This window comes from Acinetobacter sp. YH12099 (genome assembly GCF_013419195.1).
GTDB lineage: Bacteria > Pseudomonadota > Gammaproteobacteria > Pseudomonadales > Moraxellaceae > Acinetobacter > Acinetobacter towneri.
Genome location: NZ_VPAP01000030.1, coordinates 1 through 25,586, shown reverse-complemented (window position 1 = coordinate 25,586; position 25,586 = coordinate 1). Strand labels below are relative to the sequence as shown.

At 38.7% G+C, this 25,586-nt stretch carries 21 protein-coding genes and 6 pseudogenes; 12 read left to right on the top strand and 15 right to left on the bottom strand.

Annotated features, from left to right (window positions below):
• Positions 1-509: 509 nt before the first annotated feature.
• On the top strand, positions 510-1,082 hold the full coding sequence (locus FTU39_RS12820; RefSeq protein ID WP_000193118.1) for a LexA family transcriptional regulator: 573 nt from the start codon (positions 510-512) through the stop codon (positions 1,080-1,082).
• Positions 1,079-2,377 (top strand): Y-family DNA polymerase, encoded by a 1,299-nt coding sequence (locus tag FTU39_RS12815; RefSeq protein ID WP_000100479.1) that lies wholly within the window; start codon positions 1,079-1,081, stop codon positions 2,375-2,377. The genes FTU39_RS12820 and FTU39_RS12815 overlap by 4 nt, the downstream gene beginning before the upstream one ends.
• A 253-nt stretch (positions 2,378-2,630) precedes the next feature.
• On the opposite strand, the gene xseB is transcribed toward FTU39_RS12815, so the two are convergent.
• Positions 2,631-2,825, bottom strand: coding sequence for an exodeoxyribonuclease VII small subunit (gene xseB, locus FTU39_RS12810; protein WP_001058302.1), 195 nt, complete (start codon positions 2,823-2,825; stop codon positions 2,631-2,633).
• A complete protein-coding gene (xseA, locus tag FTU39_RS12805; protein WP_000004127.1) occupies positions 2,815-4,083 on the bottom strand; it encodes an exodeoxyribonuclease VII large subunit in 1,269 nt (422 codons plus the stop codon). The genes xseB and xseA overlap by 11 nt, the downstream gene beginning before the upstream one ends.
• Positions 4,084-4,299: 216 nt before the next feature.
• Between xseA and FTU39_RS12800 the strand changes: the two genes are divergently transcribed.
• Positions 4,300-5,604 carry a type II toxin-antitoxin system HipA family toxin gene (locus tag FTU39_RS12800; RefSeq protein WP_000816116.1) on the top strand — a complete coding sequence of 435 codons (1,305 nt, stop codon included), beginning with the start codon at positions 4,300-4,302 and terminating at the stop codon, positions 5,602-5,604.
• Positions 5,597-5,875: a helix-turn-helix domain-containing protein gene (locus FTU39_RS12795; protein ID WP_000361155.1), complete on the top strand. Its 279-nt coding sequence runs from the start codon at positions 5,597-5,599 to the stop codon at positions 5,873-5,875. The genes FTU39_RS12800 and FTU39_RS12795 overlap by 8 nt, the downstream gene beginning before the upstream one ends.
• 116 nt (positions 5,876-5,991) lie before the next feature.
• Here the strand turns inward: FTU39_RS12795 and FTU39_RS12790 are convergent, their stop codons facing one another.
• Positions 5,992-6,189: a hypothetical protein gene (locus FTU39_RS12790; protein WP_096902802.1), complete on the bottom strand. Its 198-nt coding sequence runs from the start codon at positions 6,187-6,189 to the stop codon at positions 5,992-5,994.
• Positions 6,190-6,396: 207 nt separating this feature from the next.
• Between FTU39_RS12790 and FTU39_RS12785 the strand changes: the two are divergent.
• Positions 6,397-7,553: pseudogene (locus FTU39_RS12785) on the top strand (IS4 family transposase).
• 43 nt (positions 7,554-7,596) lie between these two features.
• Here FTU39_RS12785 and FTU39_RS12780 read toward each other — a convergent pair.
• Together FTU39_RS12780 and FTU39_RS12775 are read right to left on the bottom strand one after the other, a co-directional pair.
• Positions 7,597-7,899 (bottom strand): helix-turn-helix domain-containing protein, encoded by a 303-nt coding sequence (locus FTU39_RS12780; protein ID WP_096902794.1) that lies wholly within the window; start codon positions 7,897-7,899, stop codon positions 7,597-7,599.
• A pseudogene (locus FTU39_RS12775) lies at positions 7,892-8,249 on the bottom strand (type II toxin-antitoxin system RelE/ParE family toxin). The gene FTU39_RS12780 and the pseudogene FTU39_RS12775 overlap by 8 nt, the downstream one beginning before the upstream one ends.
• 782 nt (positions 8,250-9,031) lie before the next feature.
• On the opposite strand from FTU39_RS12775, the gene FTU39_RS12770 reads away from it, so the two are divergent.
• Positions 9,032-9,361 carry a four-helix bundle copper-binding protein gene (locus tag FTU39_RS12770; RefSeq protein WP_016658833.1) on the top strand — a complete coding sequence of 110 codons (330 nt, stop codon included), beginning with the start codon at positions 9,032-9,034 and terminating at the stop codon, positions 9,359-9,361.
• Positions 9,362-9,488: 127 nt separating this feature from the next.
• Here the strand turns inward: FTU39_RS12770 and FTU39_RS12765 are convergent.
• Together FTU39_RS12765 and FTU39_RS12760 are read right to left on the bottom strand one after the other, a co-directional pair.
• Positions 9,489-9,781 (bottom strand): annotated as a pseudogene (locus tag FTU39_RS12765) (type II toxin-antitoxin system RelE/ParE family toxin).
• Positions 9,771-10,016 carry a type II toxin-antitoxin system RelB/DinJ family antitoxin gene (locus tag FTU39_RS12760; protein ID WP_000246755.1) on the bottom strand — a complete coding sequence of 82 codons (246 nt, stop codon included), beginning with the start codon at positions 10,014-10,016 and terminating at the stop codon, positions 9,771-9,773. Before FTU39_RS12760 ends, FTU39_RS12765 begins: the two are co-directional and overlap by 11 nt.
• 343 nt (positions 10,017-10,359) lie before the next feature.
• On the opposite strand from FTU39_RS12760, the gene FTU39_RS12755 reads away from it, so the two are divergent.
• Positions 10,360-11,928 carry an ATP-binding cassette domain-containing protein gene (locus tag FTU39_RS12755; protein WP_159124549.1) on the top strand — a complete coding sequence of 523 codons (1,569 nt, stop codon included), beginning with the start codon at positions 10,360-10,362 and terminating at the stop codon, positions 11,926-11,928.
• Between the two features lie 253 nt (positions 11,929-12,181).
• On the opposite strand, the pseudogene FTU39_RS12750 reads toward FTU39_RS12755, so the two are convergent.
• Positions 12,182-12,445 (bottom strand): annotated as a pseudogene (locus FTU39_RS12750) (helix-turn-helix domain-containing protein); the annotation flags it as partial.
• 185 nt (positions 12,446-12,630) lie between these two features.
• Here FTU39_RS12750 and FTU39_RS12745 point away from each other — a divergent pair.
• Both FTU39_RS12745 and FTU39_RS12740 read left to right on the top strand, forming a co-directional pair.
• A complete protein-coding gene (locus FTU39_RS12745; RefSeq protein ID WP_004733309.1) occupies positions 12,631-12,897 on the top strand; it encodes a DUF1778 domain-containing protein in 267 nt (88 codons plus the stop codon).
• Positions 12,887-13,375: a GNAT family N-acetyltransferase gene (locus FTU39_RS12740; protein ID WP_004733307.1), complete on the top strand. Its 489-nt coding sequence runs from the start codon at positions 12,887-12,889 to the stop codon at positions 13,373-13,375. The genes FTU39_RS12745 and FTU39_RS12740 overlap by 11 nt, the downstream gene beginning before the upstream one ends.
• 75 nt (positions 13,376-13,450) lie before the next feature.
• Here the strand turns inward: FTU39_RS12740 and FTU39_RS12735 are convergent.
• From FTU39_RS12735 to FTU39_RS12710, 6 genes and pseudogenes are all read right to left on the bottom strand, one after another.
• Positions 13,451-13,780: pseudogene (locus tag FTU39_RS12735) on the bottom strand (recombinase family protein); the annotation flags it as partial.
• A 183-nt stretch (positions 13,781-13,963) separates the two neighbouring features.
• The gene (locus FTU39_RS12730) at positions 13,964-14,863 is read right to left on the bottom strand and encodes a cation diffusion facilitator family transporter (RefSeq protein WP_005028603.1); all 900 of its coding nucleotides are present in this window, start codon (positions 14,861-14,863) and stop codon (positions 13,964-13,966) included.
• 86 nt (positions 14,864-14,949) lie between these two features.
• The gene (locus FTU39_RS12725) at positions 14,950-18,090 is read right to left on the bottom strand and encodes an efflux RND transporter permease subunit (RefSeq protein WP_096902762.1); all 3,141 of its coding nucleotides are present in this window, start codon (positions 18,088-18,090) and stop codon (positions 14,950-14,952) included.
• Positions 18,080-19,309 (bottom strand): efflux RND transporter periplasmic adaptor subunit, encoded by a 1,230-nt coding sequence (locus tag FTU39_RS12720; protein ID WP_016658777.1) that lies wholly within the window; start codon positions 19,307-19,309, stop codon positions 18,080-18,082. The genes FTU39_RS12725 and FTU39_RS12720 overlap by 11 nt, the downstream gene beginning before the upstream one ends.
• Before the next feature lies 1 nt (position 19,310).
• On the bottom strand, positions 19,311-20,636 hold the full coding sequence (locus tag FTU39_RS12715) for a TolC family protein (RefSeq protein WP_035269736.1): 1,326 nt from the start codon (positions 20,634-20,636) through the stop codon (positions 19,311-19,313).
• Between the two features lie 48 nt (positions 20,637-20,684).
• A complete protein-coding gene (locus FTU39_RS12710) occupies positions 20,685-21,098 on the bottom strand; it encodes a cation efflux protein, CzcI-like (RefSeq protein WP_225530251.1) in 414 nt (137 codons plus the stop codon).
• A 1,033-nt stretch (positions 21,099-22,131) separates the two neighbouring features.
• Between FTU39_RS12710 and FTU39_RS12705 the strand changes: the two genes are divergently transcribed.
• From FTU39_RS12705 to FTU39_RS12695, 3 genes are read left to right on the top strand one after another with little or no spacing between them, the layout of a single operon-like run.
• Positions 22,132-23,997 carry a copper resistance system multicopper oxidase gene (locus tag FTU39_RS12705; RefSeq protein ID WP_104988058.1) on the top strand — a complete coding sequence of 622 codons (1,866 nt, stop codon included), beginning with the start codon at positions 22,132-22,134 and terminating at the stop codon, positions 23,995-23,997.
• Positions 23,984-24,322, top strand: a complete 339-nt coding sequence (locus FTU39_RS12700) for a hypothetical protein (RefSeq protein WP_004897649.1) — start codon at positions 23,984-23,986, stop codon at positions 24,320-24,322. Before FTU39_RS12705 ends, FTU39_RS12700 begins: the two co-directional genes overlap by 14 nt.
• Positions 24,309-25,253, top strand: coding sequence for a copper resistance protein B (locus tag FTU39_RS12695; protein WP_154320112.1), 945 nt, complete (start codon positions 24,309-24,311; stop codon positions 25,251-25,253). The genes FTU39_RS12700 and FTU39_RS12695 overlap by 14 nt, the downstream gene beginning before the upstream one ends.
• 204 nt (positions 25,254-25,457) lie before the next feature.
• Here the strand turns inward: FTU39_RS12695 and FTU39_RS12690 are convergent.
• Positions 25,458-25,586, bottom strand: a pseudogene (locus tag FTU39_RS12690) (IS1 family transposase); the annotation flags it as partial.

Sequence of the window (25,586 nt, the reverse complement as noted above, 5' to 3'; positions counted from 1 at the left end):
GCCGAGTCGTAAAGCTCAGAAAGCTAGCAATGAACAAAGAAATTTAAATCCTGTTCTTGACTCTTGCAGTTAAAAACAGGACATTTTAAATGGTTTATCGCATAGACATTTTAATTGGTGAATAACAACAGCTTTTTAAATTGTGTTATAATTCAGTATGCTAACACCTAGTTTACAGCCCACTCACCCTCGAGTGGGCTTTTTTTATGATTTTTCACGTTCCACGCCTATTCTTTAATCAATGTTCCACGGTTTTATTTAATGTTGCTGAACAATCAATGGATACCAGTAAAGCCCTTTAGGTCTTCTGTTGCTTCAAATATAAAGTCTCTACGATCAAGGATTAGACAATCTTTATTGTGTCGTCTGACTGATCTTGTGGCTTTGCTAATATCATGGCAATCCCAAGATTTGGGATAATACTTTATTAAAGAACGGACAATCTTGTTTTTATATTCTGAGTTTTCTATAATCTTAATTATGTTACATAATCAAGATTGATAATAAAAATGACGCAAAATAAGCATGGTGGTGCACGCAAAGGTTCTGGCCGTCCTTTTGTCTATAACGAACCGACCAAGGTCATTCGGGTGCCAGAGTCTCGTGTATTGGAAATCAAGAAATACCTGAAAAAAAATGACACTCCAAAGTTTAACGATATTTCCTCTATTACATTGCTTGAGACAAAAACACATTATGAGATTCCTGTTGCTTTGCAAAAAGTTGCTGCAGGCTTCCCTTCCCCTGCTCAGGACTATATCGATAAGACCCTTGATCTAAACGAGTTTCTTATTCAAAACCAACAGGCAACCTTTATCGTTGAAGTGGAATCCTTATCCATGCGTGATGCAGGGATTGATCTGAATGACAAGCTAATCGTTGACCGTAGTATTGAAGCCAAGCATGGGGATATTGTTCTGGCATTGATAGACAATGATTTTACGATTAAACGTTTAATGATTGAGGGTAATCAATGCTGGTTGCAGGCGGCTAATCCTGATTTTGCTGATATCTATTTGAAAGATAATCAAACCATGCTGATTTGGGGTGTGGTTACCAGTGTGATCAAGAAGTTCAGATGAGCAGTTACGAGCGGATTTATGCCCTGATTGATATTAACAACTGTTATGTCAGTTGTGAGCGGGTATTTAATCCCAGTCTAAACAACAAACCTGTCATTGTTCTCAGCAATAACGATGGCTGTGCTGTGGCAAGAAGTAATGAAGCCAAAGCGCTGGGCATCAAAATGGGCGTTCCTCTCTTTCAAATACAAGATATTGTTCAGCAACATCAGGTCGTGGTGTTATCCAGTAACTATGCTTTATATGCTGAAATGTCCAAGCGTTTTCATTCAATTTTGGCTAGTTTTGTTGCGCCACCTGAACAGGAAATCTATTCAATTGATGAGTGTTTTTTAGACCTGACCAGTTATGCACAAAATTTTGACTTAACTCAGTATGCGCATCACATGAAACAACGATTGTTGGATTGGATTGGCTTGCCCGTCTCGATTGGTATCGGGCGTAGTAAAACTGAAGCCAAAATGGCCAACCATCTTGCCAAAAAAAGACAGGGTTTCAAGGGTGTGTGTAACTTACTCAATATGGATTTCCTAGATCAGGAAATGCTTTATTCAGACATTGAGGTCGGTGAAGTTTGGGGCGTTGGTCGTAAGTTAGTTAAAAAACTAAATGCCATGGGAATCTATTCGGTACTGGATTTAGTGATGCAAGATTCTCATCGCATGGCGAGCCTTTTTTCTGTGGTAATGCAAAGAACAGTATTGGAGCTGCAAGGTGTTTCTTGTATGCAGTTAGATGATGCCCCTCCCCCCAAACAGCAAATCATAGCAAGTCGTTCATTTGGTGAAAAAGTTACCGAGCAAGATGATCTCAAAGAGGCTATGGGCAAGTATGTACAGGATGCGGTCATACGTTTACGAGCAGACGCTTCCTTATGTGGATGTGTCATTGCTTTTGTGCAATCGAATCCTTTTGATTCAAAGGTTCCCTATTACAGTAAATCGTTGGCTTTTGAGTTTCCTGAACCGACGGATTGTGTTTTGGATCTGATTAAAACAGCTATGCAACTGCTGGAACACATTTATAAATCTGACGTGAAATATAAAAAGTGTGGTGTAATTCTGACGGATTTAATTGCTAAGCAGCGCTTTACTCCTGACCTGCTGACGGACCACAGCCAGCGTGAAAGTAATGAAAGCCTCATGCAGACTTTAGAAGCGGTACAGGCGAGATATGGGAAAACTAAATTAGCTGTTGGCAGCTGCTACTTGCCACAACGAAAGTGGTCCATGAATCGTACCCATTTGACCCAAAACTATTTCAGCTGGCAGGGATTATTAAAGATCAGCCATTAAATTAATTAGCCTCACCTATTTGGTTTAAGTCAGCTTAATGAAGAACTCGACACATAAGCCGACACAGGCTTGATCCTCAGTCAACCATTTAACAACGTAAGTATGTTGTTTGGGATCCATGTAACACCTCTCGAGGAAAAGGTGGTTAGTAATAAAACTCTGCTCAAGCAAATTTATTGGGTTAACTGTCAGTTTTCACCATCTCATGTCCTTTATTTCTAGAACATTCTAGACTTTTCTCGACCTAGAATTTTTATTCTTTAAAGGTGTCATTCAACGCCTGTTGCACAGCATCAATACGTAATTTGCAGGCTTTATAGGCAGTCATGGACTCTTCAACGATCGCCATAAGGTTATCAATATCCGGTTCTTCCTGAGATTCAAGAAATTCGGCATTTTTCTTGAGAATTTCATAACCTTTCTTGAAACTTAGTTCTTCATTGTTCATGTGCGTTTACCTGTGTCACGGTGGCATCAATGGTGCCATCCTTAAGTTCAATCTGTAATTGCTGGTCAGTAATCTGCTGTATGGAACGGATGGCTTTGCCTTGGCTACGGACAATTGCATAGCCCTTGGCCATCACATTACGTGGATTCTGTAGCAAGGTTTCCCTCATCAATGACTCTACCTGCTGTGAAGCTAGTTTAATCTGTTGTTGAGCAAGATACTTAGTATCACTCTTCAGCATATCAACTCTACGTTGGGCTTCATTGATCTGGTTCTGTGTCAGAGTTTTGATAGTTTTCAGATACTGATCACTCTGGCTCTGGTAGGTGATCAACTGGTGCTGTGACAGTAGCTTGATGGTCTGCAAAGCAGTACTAACTTCATTGACTCGCTCCACAATCAGGTTACGGATCCCTGCGATCACTTTACTCGGAGTATCAAAGGAACGGTGTGCAATTTCATCCAAAATAGTGTGGTCTTTCTCGTGGCCAATACCGACCCAGATAGGCACAGTTCTTTTACACAGCAGTGCGGCCAGATCATAATCATTCAGGTAAGCTAGGTCATTCACGGCTCCACCACCACGGATAATCACAATAAGGTCTGGTGCTATCAAGTAATCTTGAGCCCACTGTCTTAAGGCACGGCCCAAAACCTGAATGATGCTGGCAGAAGCAGTATTACCCTGAAAAGTTGCTGAATGATAAACGAAATGGCAGACACCAGCCTGAGCCAGGGCATCCGCATCTTTTTTAAAGTCACCTAACCCTGCAGCATTTTCCGGTGCAATGACCAAGACATTCTGAATATCAAAGGGTACCGGCAACTGTTTATTGTTATTGAGCAGGCCTTCCTCAGTCAGTCGCAGCAGAATCTGCTGATAGCGTTTGGCGATGTCTCCTAGAGTAAAGCTAGAGTCGATATCTTCGATATTGACCGAGAAGCCATATTGCGGATCAAATCTAGCTTTGACCTTGATCAGTACATTCAGGTCTTTCGACAGTTCAATACCACTTTCTCGTTCAAACTTTAGAACTATTTTTTGTGCCGTAAATTTCCAAATGGTGCCTTTACAACTAGCGATCACCTTATGGCTTTCTTCATCTTTCTCAGCCAACTCAAGATAATAGTGACCGCCTTTAATACTTAAATTACGGATCTCAGCCTTGACCCACACTGCCCCATCAAAAGTCAGATGGATGACTTCCTGTACAGTGGCAAGGTATTCACTAAGGCTGAGTTGTTGACGTTCTGACATGATGTAAAGGATAGCTAAAATATAAGGAGGTGAGATTTAACCTAATATTGATCAATTCTACTGCAAATCAGATGAGTTTATTGCAATTTTGAGAAATGTATAAGTTCTTCTTAGACACCTAGAGTGATCATTGAGATTTTTAGTTTAATTATACTTTTATATTAAAATAGATATATAATCAATAAAATCATTATATTTTACTATTTTAATAAAATTATGAAGCAATACTGTACACTGCAAATCTACCAAGACTATGAATGGCATGACTGTGCTTTGGTTGAGGTTACGGATGATCAAAATGCTGGATGGCAGGCAGCTACACGTACATCATATTTGTTCGAATATGCTATTTCATATATGGATCTAAGAGATGGTCATGCGCTTGCTTATGACTTACCAGTGAACGTTCAAAATAGATTGGAATCAACTTGGCCAGCATTTCTTATGGATCTATTACCTCAAGGATACGGCCGCAAAGAATTACTAATACAGCTTGATTTTTCTGAGAATGTTCAGGAACAAGCGGACTGGGCGCTTTTAAAAGCAGGCGCAGGAAATCCAATTGGGAATCTGCGAGTCAAAGAGGCTCATGAGTGGTTACAAAGTCATTTCCCAAAGCTGCAGAATCAGGGATTTAGCCTAAGCCAAATTATTGAACGTAAAGAGAAGTTTATTGAATCGCTCGCATCTTATGGACTTTTTATTGCTGGTTCATCTGGTATTCAGGGTGAGTGGCCAAAATTGTTGTTAACACAAGGTTATGATGATCTTTTCTATCTAGATCATACTCTTCCAGATGATCAAGTTAAGCAGCATTGGTTGGTTAAATTTAGCCGCGGCAGTGATCAAAATTTGAATAAAATCCTGATGAACGAAGCTTTGTATATGAAAGTCGCTCAGTACTTGCAACTACGTGTACACCGGGATCTTGAGCTACATGGCAAGACTTTGTTTATTCCAAGATTTGATCGCAAAGTAATTAATGGCAAAGTTGAAAGAATTGCTCAGGAAAGCCTTGCATCTCTAGGTGGGAAGGCGGGCTTTGGGGTTAGAATGACCCATAATCAAATATGTACCCTGCTTATGGAGGCTTGTACCGAACCAAAGCAGGAAGTATTTGAGTATTTGAAGCGTGATCTCGCAAATGTTGCCTTAGGCAATAAAGATAACCATACTCGCAATACAGCAATCCAACGCTTCAATAATGGTAAAATTCAGCTCACACCATTATTTGATTTTGCGCCAATGTGGTTACATCCTGATGGTATTGCACGTACTACTCGTTGGGAAAGAGATGATCATGGTGGTATGCCACTTTTGAGTTCTGTGATTGAGCAGATAGCTGAAAGCACTTCGATTGGTCCACAAGAAATTAAAACTTTATTAATTGAACAGTTACCAATTTATCGGGGATTGTTAGAAAAGATGCAGGCTCTTCAAGTAGCGGATGAAATTCTGGAAAATAGCCAATATCGAATAATCAATATTTGCCAGCAGTTGGAGGAGATCAGCCATGGATAAACGTTTTAAACCATTGACCCCTATTCAACAAATGGAAAAAAGACTATCTGTGCTTGAAACCATCAATAATCATCCAGACTGGTCTTTTTATCAAGTTGCTCGATTTATTCGAACAGAGCTACATTTAACACTGAATGATATGGCTAAAATTACTAAGATTGCGCCACAGACACTGCAAAAAATGGAGCAACCAGGGAGCAATCCTACTTTGAAATCCATGCAGAAATTACTCGATACTTTCGGTTTACAATTACAAATAAAAGTTAAATGATTTTTAATTCTGAGCCATCGGTTTTTCTAAAATCTTATCCGTTTAAGGATACAAAGAGGAAATAAACAGGCTCTAGGTTGTTTTATGATTATTTTTAGACAAACGACTCCAAAACCTTATGTAGCAAGGGTTTTGTCTCTACAGTAATTAATTTGTTTTTGAAAAAATGGAGTAGAGTGTTTGAAATATGAATAATCGAATTCGGTTTCTGTAAGCACAGTAATTTCATCTGCATGTGCTTTATATTCATCTATATTTTCGAGTAATTCATCCTCTGAGAATGGGAGTTTTTTTTGATTTTCAGTGTCGTTCATAGAGTCATATCCTGAGAAGTTATTTAGATCATCATAAACCAGACATTTTTAATGGTGAGAATACAGACACTTTAAATGGTTTCTAACACAAAAAAGGGAGCTTATAGCTCACTGCTGTCCCATAGTTTGATTTAAATAAAAAAACCTGAGTCTGAATCGTTAAAATATAAGTGCGAACCAACACTTTAACGACCAAGGACTCAGGTTTTGTCATATCAGAATACCGTATTTCATCAATTGATTAAACCCATACTCCGACAAGATTTTGAACGTCTTGTTCAAATACATCATGTCGGTCAGAAATTTAGAGCCGCTTCAAGATGGGATCAGTTCATTGCCATACTGATGTCTCAACTTTCCTGCAGACAAAGTCTGCGGGATATTCAATCTAATCTAGAGTGTCAACAAGAAAAGCTGAATGCTCTCGGAGCAAAGTCTATCACCCTCGCAGTACACTGGCTCGAATCAATCAGGAACAGCCTGCAGCCTTGTATGAACAGCTATTTTACACCTTGCTTAAATCTTATGAACACTCAAAAGTAGCTCATAAATTCCGCTTTAAGAATCCCTTATATTCCCTGGATGCCAGCCATATTGATCTGTCATTTTCCTTATGTGAATGGGCCAAAGTGCATGAATCCAAAGCCAGCATGAAACTTAGCGTTGGCTTAAATTACAGCAATACCATTCCTGAATTTGTGGCGCTTGGGGATGGCATTGAAAATGATATGGTACAAGGCAGAGCATTCAAATTTCCTGCTGGCAGTATTGTCGTATTTGACAAAGGATATATTGATTATCAATGGTTTGCCCAATTGACTCATCAAAAGGTCAGTTTTGTCACCCGATTGCGCCCAAAGACAGTTTATCAAGTGAAATCTAGCCGCAGCGTATTAGCATCTAAAGGTATTATTGCGGATGAATGGATTGAATTAAGTAGTGCTTATGCAAAGAAAAGAGGTGCTCCCAAATTATTAAGACGTATAGAATTTTATGATACCGATAAGAACAGGACGTTTGAGTTTCTGAGTAATAACTTTCATCTGGCAGCATTAACGATTGCTGCAATTTATAAAGACCGTTGGAAAGTGGAGCTGTTCTTTAAAGCACTTAAACAGAATTTAAAATTAAAGTCATTTCTAGGCCGAAGCCGTAATGCCATACAAACTCAAATTTGGATCGCGTTAATCGCCTATTTGCTGGTGAGTTTCGCTCAACATCTGGGGAAAGAAGGCTGGACAGTGCAGCGCTTACTCAGAATCATTCAAGTGAATTTGTTTGAAAGAAAAACGTTAAAAGCTTTATTCTCACCCGATAAAATCCCCATTAAACAAGAGGAAGCTTATTTAAGCTTCCTCTTGTGAAAAATTGTGGGACAGCAGTGGCTTATAGCTACCTTTTTTATCGTTACACATTAAATCCTATATGTTTTCCTGTTGGAAGCTCCACATCAATACGGAGCTTACCACCCATTGCCTCAACATACTTTTTCATGGTTGAAATCTTTAAATCATTACCACGATTTTCAATTGCTGAAAGTGATGGCTGTTTTATTCCCAAAGTTTCAGCAAGTTCTTTTTGGGAAATCTCTAACTCTTCTCGAATAAGATGGAGCTGAGTCTCTAACAGTAGCTCATCAGCCATTTTTTTAATACGTGCTTGGCTCTCTGGAGAGCGACTAACCAATAATTCCTGTAAGGTTTTAGCCATTAGATTGTTCTCCTAGGGTTGAGAGATGAAGTTCGTATTGCTGTTCTGCAATGTCCAGCATCTCTTTTATAGAAACGCTTTTTACCGCCTTTATCACCGATGCAAAGCACAATGGCCTGTCGTAATGGATCAAATGCAAAAAAGGCTCTAAGTGGTTTACCTCTATGCTGAACGCGTAGCTCTTTCATATTGGTAAATTTAGAGTCATACACGGTATCCACTAAAGGGCGACCTAAGCTAGGTCCCTGCTGCTGTAGAACGACCAAAGCTGCGAGGACTTTCTCTTGTGTTGATTCATCTTGCTGCTCAAGCCACTCATTAAACAGATCTGTTGTGATGACTGTCCACATATCACAACCAAAATATAGATTATAGTCTATATTTTATAGTGAACTTAGTCAGTTTTCAAATGGTAATAAAAAACCCCGACATCCTGTCGGGGTTTTTCGTGTTTGGTTGCAAGGTATAACTTCTGTCGTACCTAACCATCCTTGTGCTGATCTTTCTTATTCTTGTTGTTTGGAGCTTCCTGCTTTCCTTGACTACATCATAAGAAATAAAGCTTTGATCAGCTAGAAGCAGATTCCTTAAATTACTGTACGTCAAAGCGTACAAAAATGGCTTAAAAATAGCCCCAGAGTTATCCCCATAAATTGTGGATTTTTTTCAGGTTGAAAGCCTTATAGATTGTAGGTGATTTTCTGTTTTGAGTGTTTTTTGAGCAAAAATGTTGGCAAAAAATATCAAAACCGCTCATAAAAAAGCCGACTTGTTTCAAAATCGGCTTTTTGTGCATTTTTAGATTTTTCTGGTTTTATTAAGTATCTGATATTTATATTAATATACAAGTGTATTGCGTATAACCACCATTATGTTAAATAGAGGGAAAATCTATTTTTAAAGTGATAAAATTATTGCAGTTATTTTAAGAATAGCTGCTTTTGATACTTGATCATCTATCCTAATTAAAAACTGTTTTTTAATAATTTGGAATATAAATAAGATTTAGTTAAAATTAACATTATTCATATAAATTAACATTATGTATTACATTTACTAATAATTTAAAATAATTAGTAGAAAAAAATTATGTTTTAATTATTTCTTTGATTATATAAGTTGAGAGTAAAAAATGATTAATACGGAATTTTCAAAGTGTATTTCTGCATGTACAAACTGTTCACTTATTTGTACTGAATGTGCAACTTCTTGTTTAAAAGAAAAAGATTTAGAGATGATGCGTGAATGTATTCAACGTTGTCTAGAATGTGCAGATATTTGTCAGTTATGTGTGCGTATGCAACAACATAACTCACCTTTCCTCAAAGAGATTTGTGAGCTTTGTGCTAAGATCTGTGAATATTGTGCGGAAGAGTGTGAAAAACATTCACATGATCATTGTAAAAAATGTGCTGAGGCTTGCCGTCAGTGTGCAGAAGAATGTCGAAAAATTGCCATGTAAAATACTTCAATAATGTTAATTATATGCTCTAGACTAACATAATCATTCTGCTAGTCTAGAGCCTTTCCTAAAATTAACATAATACACCTTATACGAAGCCAAAAATGGGAGCTTTAAGCTCCCATTTTTAGTCTTTAATTCGCTTTTTCGCTTCGTCATAAACTATGCTATCAGCTCGTTTTCCGACGGTAATGAGCAGGATAACTACCTGATCATCTTTAACTTGATAGACAAGTCGGACACCAGCTTTTAATAATTTGATTTTATAGCAACCTGCAAGATCGCCTCTAAGCATATTCTTTGGAATATGTGGCTGCTCTATGACTTTGGCTAGTTTCTTTTTAAATTGATCTCGTATAGCAACAGGGAGTTTTCCCATTCTGCTGTAAAGTCCTTGTGACGTAAAAGCTTATAAGTCATCTAATGTGACTTCCTCAAACATCTCTTTAGGATCATTAATGCGCTTACGGACAAGAGCTAATAATTCTTCATCTTCTTCCGAAAGCAAAGCTTTTTTGACAGGCAGTTTCCCAGTCGTAGCAACATACTCAAGAATACTAGTGAAGAAATCAGTAGGTGCAATACCTTGCTCTTTAAGGATTGAATAAGATTTTTCTTTAAGGGCTTCATCGATCCTGAAGTTAACAGTAGCCATCATATTTCCCAAGTATTTAATGTACTAGGAATATTGTAATGCAAATTGCATTACAAGTCGACTTCGCATAACAGCCATTATGTTAAATAACTTTTAGAAGCTTTAGTACAAGCTTGACAGATTGTCTTATCATTATAAAATAACCTTATTCAAATCATCCTCCCAAGAGTAACGCCAATGAAGTAAGTCATTTTCTCATCATTATTTTTAAACTTTTGATGTGCAAAATAGATTCTACTTGTGGCTATATATTCTTGGTCTCTACTTTATATCCTAAATAATATATTGTTTTTTATAAGTTAATCTTCACTATTTTGCATATCCTCTACATGAGGAATTTTTTATGCAACATGCATGTATTGCTTCAAACTTAAATTTAGAATTTTCTACACAGAAAATGTTTGATCAGCTAAACATTACGCTTTTATCAGGACAGGTTTCTGCATTAATTGGACGTAATGGTTTAGGTAAATCCCTATTGTTCAGAATATTAGATCAAAGCCAAGCTTTAGATATTCATTATAGTGGTCAAGTTTCATGGAATATCCAACATGATTATTTGGCACAATTAGAACGCCTTAATGCTGAAAATATTGCACAAGCATTAGAGGTAGATCATTTACATCATGCTTTTCGGCGTATAGAGAACAATACAGCTAGTTTTGATGATTATGAGTTAGTTGAAAATACCTGGGATTTACCACAAAAATGGCAAAATATACTTGAAAATGCTGACTTACCTACGGATTTGAACTTTCCAACAGAAAAACTGAGTGAAGGACAAAAAACAAAGCTGGCTTTATGTCGTTTGTTTTTAAAAAAGGATCACTATCTACTTTTAGATGAACCAAGCAACCATTTAGACTCAACATCTAGACAATGGTTAATTGAGAGTATTTTGGCACACCCTAGTGGTGTATGCCTGATTAGTCATGATCGCCAATTACTCAATCAAGTCCAACATATTTATGCTTTAACTGAATTAGGCTTACAACACTACAAAGGTAATTATGAGCATTACATTCAACAGCATCAGCTACACATGGATGCATTAACTCAGTCTATTAATAATGAGAAAAAAGAATTAAAGCAGTTAAAACAACGGCAACATGATAGCTTAATGAAAGCGAATAAACGTCAATCTAAAGGCAATGAACTTCGTGATTCTAATTCTCAAGCAAAGATTTTTCTAGATTTCAAAAAGGAAAATGCTGGACAAAGCTTAGGTAAGCTACGTGCCCAACAAACTCGACAAACTGATGATTTGAAAAATAGTCTGATTAATAGGCAGACCATTGTAGAAAAAATCAAAGCTCAGAAGTTTGAATTCCACTTACAGAGTACGAAGCAAGGAGAGATTTTAAGAATTCATGATTTAAAGCTACCCCATACAGCAACAAATAAAATTAATTTTGCATTGAAAGCTGGCGAAAAAATCCATCTTAAAGGTGCTAATGGAATTGGTAAATCAACCTTATTGAAATTGATTTCTACCCATCAACGTGATGATATTTTCTTTAGTGGAACATGTTTGTATTTAGATCAAAACTTTAGTTTATTAAATAATGATTTATCCGTAATCGAAAACCTTGCACTTTATAACTCCAATCTTACTGAAGTTGAGTGGAGAAATTTGTTAGGTCAGTTACGTATTCGTCGTGAAAAAGCTTTATTAAAACTATCAGAACTGAGTGGTGGTGAAAAATTGAAAGTCGCATTATTAGCAATGAGTCACTATCCTGATGGTATTGATTTATTATTGCTTGATGAACCAGAAAATCATTTAGATATTGAGTCTAGAGAGCTTCTATCGCAGGCTATTAGCCAATATCAGGGCGCTGTAATTTTAGTTTCACATGATCATTTTTTTGTTGAACAGTGTGAAATATCTGAAGAGTATTTAATTGAGTAAAATGACATTTTCAAATATATAGATTTATTAGTTCTACTAAAATTAACATAATACACCTTATACGCAATACTTTTTAAATTGTGTTATAATTCAATGTGTTGATTTCAGTTTTATAGCCCACTCACCCTCGAATGGGCTTTTTTTATGATTGTTCACGTTCCACGCCTATTCTTTGATCAATGTTCCACGGTTTTATTTAATGTTGCTGAACAATCAATGGATACCAGTAAAGCCCTTTAGGTCTTCTGTTGCTTCAAATATAAAGTCTATCGATGACATTTTCATTTTTCAAATAGCGATAGACAGCCTGTCTGCTAATACCAAAAGCTTTAGCTAAATCGACTTTCGATGGATATTTCCCTTCTTTCCAGGCGTGTCGTAAAGCTTCAGCCTGCTCTTGATTTAACTTATGGACTCGACCTTTATATTTACCTTGAGCCGCTGCAATCTTAATCCCTTCTTTTTGGCGCTCTAAAATAATCTCTCGTTCAAATTGGGCAAAAGCCCCCATAAGTTGCTGAGTATTCTTATGTAAACCTACCAGTTATTCTTATTCAAATCCTGCCACTCATTTTGGATAGTAGTAGGCCATTGATTTTCTATTCAAATAATTCAAAACAAAATATCCAAATTTGAATCTTGAAGCACAATCTTAATCTGCTATAATTTGTACATCAAATTGATGTACTTGTTGGGTGGGATATGACTAACTTAGCAACGGAACGAATTAATATTCGTTCAACAGTAGATGCAAAAAATGTAATTGAACAAGCTGCGAATTTATTGGGACTCAGTGTAAGTTCCTTTATGCTTCAATCCTCATTTGAAAGAGCAAAAGAATTACTTAAATCTAATTATGAGTTAAAAGTAAATAATGCTGATCGAGATATGTTAATGAACATACTTGAGAACCCACGCCCTGCAAATGATGAGATGAAAAAATTAATGAGTTTATTAGATGAAAATTGAGGTTTTACAAGCCCATCATCAGAAAAAATCATTTAATTGCGGGCAAGATGATTTAAATAAATTCATAAAACAGTATGCATCCCAACATCAGAAATCAGGAACAAGTAAAACGTATGTTGCTATTGATGATGATCTACAAGTGAGAGGGTTTTATTGTTTATCCAGCACATCCATAGGATTTGATGTAGTTGATACTGTGCTTACTAAACGATTACCTCGTTATCCGCTCCCTTGTGTAGTTGTAGGTCGCTTTGCCGTTGATCAAACCGTTCAGGGGCGAGGAATTGGGAAAGTGCTTTTAGCCCATGCTCTTAAACAAGTTTCAACAGTTGCTCAAATTATTGGTGTTAATTTTGTTGTAATACATGCTAAAGATAAAAAAGCGATGGAGTTTTATCAGCGTTTCGGCTTTATTTCATTAACATCAAATCCATTAACATTAATATACCCAGTGAGTGAAATACCTAGTTTCAATTGAAAGTGGTCTACTAGCAATAGGAGTGACTGGTAAACTGCTTACAGGAATTAGTGGCTGATTTATCCAATAATCTGCAAGTTGCAACATCAAATTATCCATCGGGGTGGCCTGAGCCGTAAATGTAATATTCTCTTTCACAAACTGAATAGCCACTCCCCTTTTTACAAGCTGATCAACCTCAGTCACTAAATCTTTAAGACTCCTAGCGAAGCGATCCATAGAGTGCACAACAATCATGTCACCTTCACGGACATAGCTGAGCATTTCCTGAAATTTAGGACGGGCTGTATTTTTTCCTGAAGCTTTATCGACAAATAATCGGTCTACTTCAATTCCCTCAAGTTGGCGTCCAATATTTTGGTCAATAGAGCTGACTCTGACATATCCAACTTTATGACCTTTCATATTGTTATCTACTAGATGACTATTTCTGCTTATTGTAACTAATGAATCTTAATCTTAAAAGTTACATGTAACGTATGTATGAATTTCATTTAAATGAGACATGTATTTTACAGCTTTCACAGTGTAACTTTAGGGTATACTTTAAAGTTACACAAAACATCTATATGAAGACTAAAGTCCAAATTAGTGTTTATGTTGGTTCAATGTATTACATTTCGTATTTTCTATTTGTAACGTAATTTCAGTAATATTATGATTATGTTTTAGAACTTCTAAGGCCTTTTGATAGAGTTGATCTGTATTGCTATTCGGAGCAACCAAATGAGCAGTTAAATGAATATTTCTTGAGGATATAGCCCAGACTTTCAACTGATGAATCCCTTCAACGCCCTCTAGCTTCAATAAATCATTTCTTAACGACTCAATATCAATCTCATCAGGAACTCCTTCAAGCAGAATATGAATACTTTGTTTTAATAAAATCCAAGTTCGAGGTAAGACCCAGAAGCCAATTAACACAGCGATTACGGTATCAACCCACATCCACTGGGTAAAATAAATAACTATTCCTCCGATAATCACGCCTATCGATCCTAGAGCATCACTAAGAACTTCTAAATATGCACCTTTTATATTTAGACTTCCTTCAGCACTAGCAGAAAGGATTTTCATTGAAATCAAATTTATGACCAAACCAATGACCGCGACAATCATCATTCCAACACTTTGAATTTCAGCAGGATTCGTAAAACGTTGATAAGCTTCATATACAATATATATTGCTACCACAAAAAGCATCACCGCATTAAACAGAGCCGCTAAAATTTCAAATCGCTGATAGCCAAAAGTTCTTTTATCATCTGCGGCTTTTTTACCAATTTTGATAGCGGCAAGAGCAATAGCTAAAGCGGCTACATCAGTAAACATATGAGCTGCATCAGATAACAAAGCCAAACTTTGGGTAATAAAAGCAGCGACAACTTCTACTATTAAAAAAGTAGTCGTTAAACCTAAGGCAACCATTAACTTCTTACTATTTTCTTCAGTAACAACCGCATGGCTATGATCATGATGTTCTGACATAAAATATTTTCCTTATTCTATTTATGATGAGCAGAGATATTGGATAACAGCCAATATCTCTGCTGTAAATCGACTAATCTATTGGATTAAGAAACTTTCTTTTCATTTATCCAACGATAAAGCACGGGTAACAGCACCAAAGTTAGTAATGTTGAAGAGATAATCCCGCCAATCACTACGGTTGCCAGTGGCCGTTGAACCTCAGCCCCTGTTCCGGTTGCCAGCGCCATTGGTACAAAACCCAGTGAAGCCACACAAGCTGTCATCAACACTGGTCTTAAGCGCAAAATAGCCCCTTGCCACACGGCTTTATGCACTGGATATTTGTCCCTTAATTCCTTAATAAAGGTCAGCATTACCAGTCCATTGAGGACTGCAACACCAGATAAGGCAATAAAGCCAATTCCAGCTGACATCGATAATGGAATATCCCTTAGCCAAAGGAACAGCACACCACCGGTCAAGGCAAAGGGTACCCCGGTAAAGACCAATAGACTTTCTTTGACATTGTGAAAGACCGCCATCAGTAAAATAAAGATAGTGATTAAAGCCAGTGGAATCACGATTTGCATCCGTGCTTTGGCTGAAGCCAAATTTTCAAACTGACCGCCATATTCTATCCAATAACCACTTGGCAAAGTGTATGCTTTGAGCTGTGTCTGTACATCAGAAACAAAAGACCCTAAATCACGCCCTTCAACATTCGTTGTAACCACAACTCGGCGTTTACCATTTTCTCGACTGACTTGGTTGATTCCTTCAATGGTCGAGACTTGCGCGACATCCGACAATAAAATACTGCCACCATTTGGAAGCTGAATAGGTAACTGGGAAACAGATGCGACACTACGGTCTTGCTCTCCAAGACGGATAACAAAATCAAAACGACGATCGCCTTCTAAAATCTCTCCCACGCTTTGTCCACCAATACTTGCAGCCACCACATCCTGAATAGATTTCACACTCAAGCCATACTGGGCAGCTAAAGCTTTATCAATCTCTACATTGAGTAAAGGCAGACCCGAAGTTTGTTCAACTTTCACCGCACTGCTACCTGCGACTTGCTGAATGATTTTCGCGATTTTTGCAGCCTCAGTATTCAAAACCTGCATGTCATCACCAAAAACCTTCACCCCCACATCACTGCGTATACCTGAAATCAGTTCATTAAAACGTAGCTCAATAGGCTGAGAAAACTCACTGTTATTGCCGGGAATTGTCGCAAGATAAGCTTCCATTCGGGTTCGAAGTGCATCTAGGCTTTCTTTTGAATCTGGCCATTCCTCACGTGGTTTCAGCATGATATAACCATCGGAAATATTCGGTGGCATCACATCTGTCGCCACTTCAGCAGTCCCGGTACGGGCAAATATAGCTTTAATTTCGGGAAAGTTTTTCAGTAAAAGCTTTTCGGTATTTTCCTGAATACGTAAAGACTCTTCCAAGCCTGTGCTTGGAGAACGTAATTGCTGTACCGCAAAATCACCTTCACTCAGCTGGGGTGCAAACTCACTGCCAATCTTCGTGCTGAGCAGACCCGTAATGACCAAGAGACAAATGGCAAAAGTTAAAACCACCGCTTTGTAATGATAGGCTCCATCCAATATCTGTTGATATCGGGTTTTGAGCCAGATCATCCAACGGCTTTCCGTTTCTTTGATCTCCCCTTTAACCCATAAAGCAACTGCAGCGGGCACAAAGGTGATCGATAAAATAATAGCTGCCACCAGTGCGAGAACAACGGTTAAAGCCATCGGATGAAATAGTTTTGCTTCTACACCACTTAAAGCAAAAATCGGCAAATACACCACCAAAATAATAAGCTGACCAAAAATAAGAGGACGACGTGCTTGGCGGGCAGCCAGAAAAACTTCCTTAAAGCGTTCACTTTGTGTGAGAGGTCGTTTTAACAGTTGCTGTGTATGGGCTAAACGCCGGATACAGTTTTCGACAATCACCACAGCACCATCGACAATGATGCCGAAATCGAGTGCACCTAAACTCATCAGATTGGCACTGATATTTTTCTGTGCCATCCCGGTTAAGGTAAACAGCATAGAGAGTGGAATGACACAGGCAGTAATCAAGGCAGCACGGATATTCCCTAAAAACAGGAACAGAATGATGATGACCAGGATTGCTCCCTCTACCAAGTTTTTCTGAACGGTTTTAATCGCCTTCTCAACCAAGGTAGTACGGTCGTACACCGTTTCAATCACTACCCCTTTAGGCAAACTATTCTGAATATCTTGAAGCTTGGCATCCACAGCTTTAGAAACAGTCCGGCTATTTCCACCCATCGCCATCATGGCAATCCCTAAAACGGTTTCTTTGCCGTTATAGGTTGCCCCACCGGTTCTTAAATCATGCCCAATAGAGACTTGCGCAATATCACCAACCCGAATTGGGCTGCCATTTGGGCTACCCAGCATGGTGTTCTCAATATCAGAAAGCCCATTGAATGTACCCGGTACACGTACCGTCAGTTGCTGACCATTGTCTTCAATATAACCTGCACCTCGGTTCTCATTATTTTGCGCTAAAGCCTGTTGCAGTTGTTCTAATGAGATATTCAGTTGCTGCATCCGGTTTAAATCGGGAGAGACCACATAGGTTTTTTCAAAACCACCAATACTGTTGACCTCTGCAACTCCCTTAACACGTTGCAGTTGAGGACGCACAATCCAGTCCTGAATCTCACGCAAATCCATCGGCGTGTATGCAGTTCCATCCGGCTTTTTCGCATTCGGATCTGCCTTCAGTACCCATTGATAAATCTCACCGAGACCCGTAGAAACGGGGGACATCGTCGGTGCGATTTGTGCAGGCAACTCAGATTGCGCCTCCTGTATCCGTTGGTTAATCTGCTGACGGGCCCAATAAATATCAGTCCCATCTTTAAAGACAATGGTGACTTGAGAGAGTCCATAACGGGATATGGAACGGGTAAGCTCCAGATCCGGAATGCCAGCCATGGCATTTTCAATGGGATAGGTAATCCGCTGTTCGACTTCAAGCGCAGTAAAACCCTTGGCTTGAGTATTAATCTGGACTTGGGTATTGGTAATATCGGGTACAGCATCAATCGGGAGTTTCTGATAGCTATACACCCCGACCGCAATCCAGGTACAGACAAAGAGCAACACCCAAATCGCATTTTGTATGGAAAACTGAATGATTCGTTCGAATAAACCTTCTGGTTTTGGCAGATCAGAATTAATGTTCATGGCCTGCCTCGTCTTTTTCTAATTCAGATTTCAACAAGAAACTGCCTTGAGCGATATACTTCTGCCCTTCAGTCAGCCCAGAAATCACTTCAAGCCATTGTCCATCACTTGAAGCCTGCCCCAATTGCACTTTCTGTGCTTTTAAGTGGACTTGACCTTTTTGTTCTGAATCTACGATGAAAATACTGTCTTCACCTTCAATACTTTGCAGCGCAGACTTTTGAATCCGAAGGGCTGATTTTGCTGTAGCTTCCGGAATCAACACTCTCACTAGCACATTAGAACGCAACTCAGTAGCTTGCGCATCGAGTTTTGCGCGCACCACCAGACGCCCTGTTTGTACATCTGCCTGAGAGGTTAAGCTTTGTACAGTAGCTTTATAGATTTGATCTGAATCATTCACTTTAAAGTCAATTTTTTGCCCGGCTTGCAGTTGACCTGAGAATTGATTCGGCAAATTAAACTCAAGCCATAAATCTTTCAGCTGTTCAATGACAAAGAGCTGATTAGCCAGTTGCACATTTTCACCGACCACAATATCTTTTTGACTGATCACCCCAGAGATCGGTGCTTTAATCAGAAAACGCCCATTGTTATTGCCACTTGCACCTAATGCATTTAAACGTGCTTGTGAGGACTGGACAGTAATCTGCGCTTGACGGTAGGCATTTTCGGCACGCTGGTAATCCTGTTTGGCAGAAATCCCCTGTGACCAGAGTTGCTGTTCGCGCTGGTAATCTTTACGGGCCAAATCCAGATTCACCTGTGCCATACGCAGATTTGCCTGTTGGTCGATCAGTTCAGGCACGATTAGTACAGCCAGCGTTTGTCCTTTTTGCACGCTCTGTCCTAAAGCCACATTGACCTGCTCGACATGACCACTAAAATTAGGCGATATATGCGCTTGTTGATCGGTATTCACCACCAATTTACCTGGCAGGGTTGTCAGCTTTTCAACCAATCCTGTGGATGCAACAGCAACTTTTAAACCTTGTTCAACCATTTGTTGGCTGGTCAGTTGTATTTCGCCTTCTTCAGCATGTCCTTCTTCAGAACTATCTTCATCAGAATGTTCGGCATTTCCCTCATCATGACCATGCCCCTCAGATTCAGTTTTTTTTGAACTTAACCAAATAACCAGACTGACCAAGACCGTAATCAGAATCAAAATTGCAATCATGAGAGACTGGGATATTTTTCCGTTTTGCTTGGCGTTCATTTTATCGTGCTCCCCCATTGATTAAATTTTGCGATGCTTCGACTGCCTTTTTATTCAGTTGTGTATAGGCATCCGAACGGCTAATTTCTTCATAACTTGTGCCAATACTGAGTGCCTCAGCTGCGAGGGCAGTTTGCCAAGCTTGACGTAGAATTTGTAATTGACCCAATCGAAGATTCTGCAGTTGGGTGGTTGCTTGTTGAACGTCGGTAATGGACAGTTTCCCTGCCTGAAACCCTTGTAAAGTACGGCTCTGAACTTTGGTCGCCAAAGTAACTTGTGCTGTTGTGGCATCGAACTGGCTACGTAAACCTTTGAGCTGATGCATGCTGTTGGCAATATTGAGTATTTGTTGCTTCAGCTCACGCTGCTGCTGTTGGTTCAGCAATATTTGCTGTTGCTGGACCATCGGGATCGCATATTGCTGGCGGTTGAAAATATTCAGTGGAATAGCCACGCCGATTGCCAAAGTCGTATCGTTGCTTTCATTAGGGGTTTTGCTACGTTTCATGCCTACATTTAAAGTCGGATTGGGACGTGCCTGAATTCTTAAATTTTCAATTTGATGATCCGATTGCTGAATGTTCAAGGCATAGAATTTTTCTAGCCACCCTTCAGCAATATACCGTTGCACAGTTTGGAGACTTTGCTCTGGCCAAGGGATAGCGGTTTTATTCAATTGAAGATGTGAAGATGTTTCTCCCCCCCACAAATTAGACAGCTGACGACCGGCAGCTTGTTTATTCAGCATCGCTTGCTGATAAAGTCGTTGGATTTCTAGCGCTTCAATTTGGGTACGCTCAAAATCAACCAGGGCAATACTGCCTGCCTGATAGCGTTTCTGGGCACTGTCCAGATTGGCTTTACTTGTTTTTAACTGTACTGAATAAGCAGACTGCTCAACCTCAGCAAGTGCAAATTGCGACCATGCAAATTTAACAATCAGTTGGCTTTGTGCCTTCCATAATTGCTGTTGCAATTGGATTTGTTGATTCGAGGTATTGGCAATCACCCGGTTCAGCTTACGCTGACCAAATAGATCTAGAGGTTGACTAACGCCAACATTGAATTCCTGTTCTTGACCTGAGCCAAAGCCAGACTGTTCTAAACTTATACTTGGATTCTGCCATAACCGACTTTGCTGAATATTCAATTCAGATATTTGCTGAACTTGTTGCCACAGCTTGTCTTGAGTCTGGTAACTTTGTACTTTTGCTAAAGCGGATTCAAAGCTGGTAACGTTTTCAGCATAGCTATATTGCATAGCCGCTGCACATATACAAGCAACCAAGCTATGACGCAAGAGTATAATTGATTGTGAAGACATGATTTTTCCCACTTATTTAAATAATAAAAGTGGTGGGAATGTTTTAGGCTACCCCACCATGAGCGGGGAAAATTCGGGAGGTGGGCTTTGTTGAAACAGGTCAGGAGCCTGATAGCTGTTTTTCCAATGAAATTGTGGATTCACTTTAACTTCAGAGCTTGGATGAAACACATCTACTTTTTCATTTTGTACAATCAAATGCGTCATCGATGGTAGATGATCTTGATGATCTTCACCGATTTCTAAATCGCTACTGAATGTTTTTATGTTTTCTGACTGTCCATTATGATCGTGTTGACGACTATCGCTGGCACACAAGGTATTTTGGTGATGACCAAAATGATAACTCTGCTGTGATTGAGGCTGTTGTTCATGGACACAAAAGGCCGCCGCCACATTCCAAAAGCTTTGGAACATGAACAATCCAACCAAGACTGTAATCCATGTAGTAGAACGCATCATCATAACAATCGAAAAATTTGTACCAAGTATAAGGCTTAGAGCCACTCCAAGGTCAAGCTTAATAAATTAAATTAAACATTCAATGAACACTGAATAGCCGGCACTTTTGCAAATTTACCTTGTCTCTATAAGCTCACATCAATTTCAGGTAAGAATAACAATAGATAGTGAACCGTACCGGGTTTGTCGGAGACTTTTTATTTAAGTTAGGCCACCGGTAATCCTCCCATAAATAACCGAAGTTAAAAGTAGAGGTACACATAAGTTAAAATTTTATAGAATTGCTTGAGTTCAAAATCTCTAATTAGCATGTATTGAAAACATGAATATTTATCTAAAAAGAGAACTATTTAACATCATGGCTGTTATACGCAATAAAAAAACCTGGGCACCAACCCAGGTCTAAAATTTAAAAAACAGATAAATATCAGTGCAATAAACTCATTTTTCTAATTTCGCATAACGTGTATTATGTTAATTTTAGAGAAACTACTAAATTATATTGGGTTGTAAATATTTGAAATTCCGTTAAGATATTTTGGATTAAATTCTATTCCTAGATAGCATTCGTGTTGACTCATCTCTCCAAAAAACTTTGGTTTTGTTTTCTTATGGTTTTTGCCATAGGATGGAGTAGTGTGTCTGTTGCATCAGTAAAGATAATGCATATCAATATGCAAACTGAAATGAGCCAAGATCATTGTTTAGATCAAGCACAGCAAGTCACTCAACATGGTATTAATCACGAAGTACAGACGAATACCGATTGCCATAATCATTTAGCTCTTAATCAGAATATAGATCACAAAAAGTGTCAGGAATGTTCTAGCTTATCCTGCCAGACACAGATCTCATGTCTTCATTCTTTGCAAAGCTCGCTAGATCCCCTAGATACCTTCTATTCTATAGATCAGCCTAATTTTTATTACCCCAACCAATATCTAAATGGGTATTGGCAAGAAATTTCACGTCCTCCTAAAACTTAACCATTTTTTTTAAAATTTATTTATTTTTCAAAAATTAAGGTTAAGTTATGTCTCATAAAATTAGTTCGTACCTATTAGCAGGTATTTGTTTTGCATCGTCGCCTTTGGTTTTTGCCGAAGTGCGTGAATATCAGCTTGTTATTGATGAAGCAGTGGTCAGCCCAACTGGAAAGCCTGTAAAGCGCATTACCGTAAATGGTCAATTTCCTGCGCCTTTGCTTGAGTTTGAAGAGGGTGATGAAGCCATCATTCGCGTGAAAAATAATTTAAAAAACCAAGATTCTTCTATTCATTGGCACGGACTGTTGTTGCCGGGCATTATGGATGGTGTACCGGGATTTAATGGTTTTAACGGTATTAAGCCTCAAAGCGAGTATGTTTATAAATTCAAGATTCGCCAAAGCGGGACTTATTGGTATCACGCTCATTCTAAAGGACAGGAACAGGACGGCTTATATGGTTCTTTTGTGATTTATCCAAAAGGTAAAACACCATTGGCAGCACATGAAAAAGCTGAACGTGACTATGTGGTGATGTTGTCAGATTTTCATGAAAAAACCAGTGATCAAATTCAGAAAGATCTTAAAATTTCAGCTGAATATTATCAAGATCAGCGTGAAACCTTGGGTGATGTTTGGAAGCAGGTTAAACGTGATGGCATAAAAGCGACATGGTCTGACCGCAAAATGTGGAATCAGATGCGTATGCTAAAAACCGACATGTCGGATGTTACAGGTTATACCTTCCTCATTAATGGCAAAACACCTGAACAAAATTGGACAGGAATGTTTAAACCGAATGAAAAAATTCGCCTACGTTTTGTGAATGCATCTGCGATGTCTTTCTACGATGTCCGTATTCCTAACTTGAAAATGACTGTGGTCAGTGCTGATGGTCAGCCTGTAAAACCTGTTGCTGTGGATGAGTTTCGTATTGGCACAGCTGAAACTTATGATGTGATTGTGGAGCCAAAAGGCGGACATTATCAAATTGAAGCTGAGTCAATTGACCGTTCAGGCTATGCGATTGGTACACTGCACAATGAACTAAATCCTATGACACATGGCATTCATATGCCTGCACCACGTCCACGCTCACTTTTGACCATGGAAGATATGGGACATGGTGGTGGTGATCATGCAGGAATGGATCATTCGAAAATGAACCACGGCAATATGCAAGGCATGGATCACTCGAAAATGGATCATTCAAAAATGAACCATGGCGATATGCAAGGCATGGATCACTCGAAAATGGATCATTCAAAAATGAACCATGGCGATATGCAAGGCATGGATCACTCGAAAATGGATCATTCACAGCATGGCACAGCAAAACCACAAGAAAATGATCAAGTGGTTTATGGTTGGGCAAATGCATCTACACCTGCGGGCAATAAAGCCTTGCAATATAGTGATTTAAAATCTTTAGAACCGCAAAAAGATACTCGTGAAGCTAGCAGTGAATTAGTAGTGCGTTTGGGCGGTACTATGGAGCGTTATATTTGGACGATTAACGGTAAAAAATTCAGCGATGCTGAGCCATTAAAAGTGAAGTATGGCGAGCGTATCCGTATCAAATTTATTAATGACAGTATGATGGCGCACCCCATGCATTTACATGGCATGTTTATGCAGTTGGAGAATGGTCAAGAGTCGGTAGATATGCCGAATAAACACACATTGATTGTACCACCGGGTAAAACAGTCACTGCTTTATTAACTGCGGATGAGTTGGGCGAATGGGCAATCCATTGTCATTTGTTGTATCACATGAGTGCAGGAATGATGAACAAGTTGATCGTGGCAAATGTTAGCGATGAACAAGTGTCTACAACGCCAATTCAAGGTACAAATTCGACTCAAACTCACCAAGTAACTGAGCAAAAAGGAGCTGGACATGCACATCACTAATTTTGTATTTAAAGCGTTTTTTTCTGTTGCGGTATTGAGTTTAACAAGCTTAAGTTTGGCGCACGAAGGGCATCATTCAACTGCTCAGACTGATGGAAAAAATGTACCATCAATGAATCATCAAGCGATGTCTGAGATGGATCATTCACAGCATTCTCCACAAGAGCATGCACAACACATGCAGATGATGGGGAAAATGAATCATGCTGCACATTCAGCACCGATGAACCATCAACATGCAGGTCATCAGCCAATGCATCACAAATCAACAGAGAAACAGCAAGATCAAAAAGTACAGAAAGGAGATCAACATGCGCACCATTAATCTTTTTTCTAAAACTGTTTTAGCAAGCTCTTTGTTGATGGTCAGTGCAGTGAGTTTGGCACATAATGGTGAAGATCATAGTGCGCCTGAAAAAATGACAGTTGCTACATCTTCTAGTCAAAATCAGCCGATGCAAATGGATCGCTCTCAAATGAACCATAGCCAAATGAATCAGGCACAACATCAGGCAACATCTACGGTTAATCATTTACATCATGTACCAGATGCGAATGCTCAGCAGAGTTCGCATTATGATCATCGCTCAGAACACGGTGCGCAAATTTATGCGATTACGACAGTGGACAATAAGTGGCTTGTCAATGAAGATGGCACAGGTGATTTAAAGTCAGAGTTTGAAACCCGTATTGGCACAGATGAAAATAAGCTTTTTATTAAAATTCATGCCGATAAAGAAGAATCGCATGATGCACATTATGATGCCAAACTTTTATATAGCCGTATGATTTCAGACTTTTGGGATGCACAGATTGGTGCACGTTATCGTAGTGAAAAAGTTGAACTCAATGATCATCGCAAAGACACCGAAGAAAATGTTGATGCGGTGATTGGCTTACATGGTATGGCGCCATATTTCTTTGAAACTGATGCTTATCTCTATGCGGGAGAAGACAATTATGCGGGCTTTAGCCTAGAAACGGAACGTGATTTTCTGATTACGCAAAAGTTGATTATTCAACCTTATTTAGAGTTGGATGCTATCTTTAGTGATGACTCTAAATATGCGAAAAAAACTGGTTTAAGCAGTGCAACCGCAGGGTTTGAAACTCGCTATGAAATCAGTAAAAAGATCATGCCTTATATCGACATTGCCTATGAGTATTCAAAAGGTAATGATGAAACGTCGTGGCAAATAGAATCAAACTCTGAGAAAGGTTGGTTATATGGAGCTGGTGTTAGATTTAGATTTTAATTAATTTAATGATTACTAAATAGCTTTATTTAAATAAAACTCTAGCTTAATGTGGCCGGAAGCAAAATGTTAACTTATTTTGCTTCCTTCCATTTAACATAATGGCTGTTATACGAAACGAGAGTGTTAGAACCCATTTAAAGTGTCTATATTCTCACCAATAAAAATGTCCGGTTTCTCCGAGGTAAAATATGACTTTTGAACAAAAATAAGCCATTGTTTATTCTTTTTATTTCCAACAAAATTCCAGAACTCATCTACTTCGAGAGATTCATAATGACTTTGCTGAGGCTGAATTTCATAGGTTGATTCAGTTAAAGTACGTAAAACTTT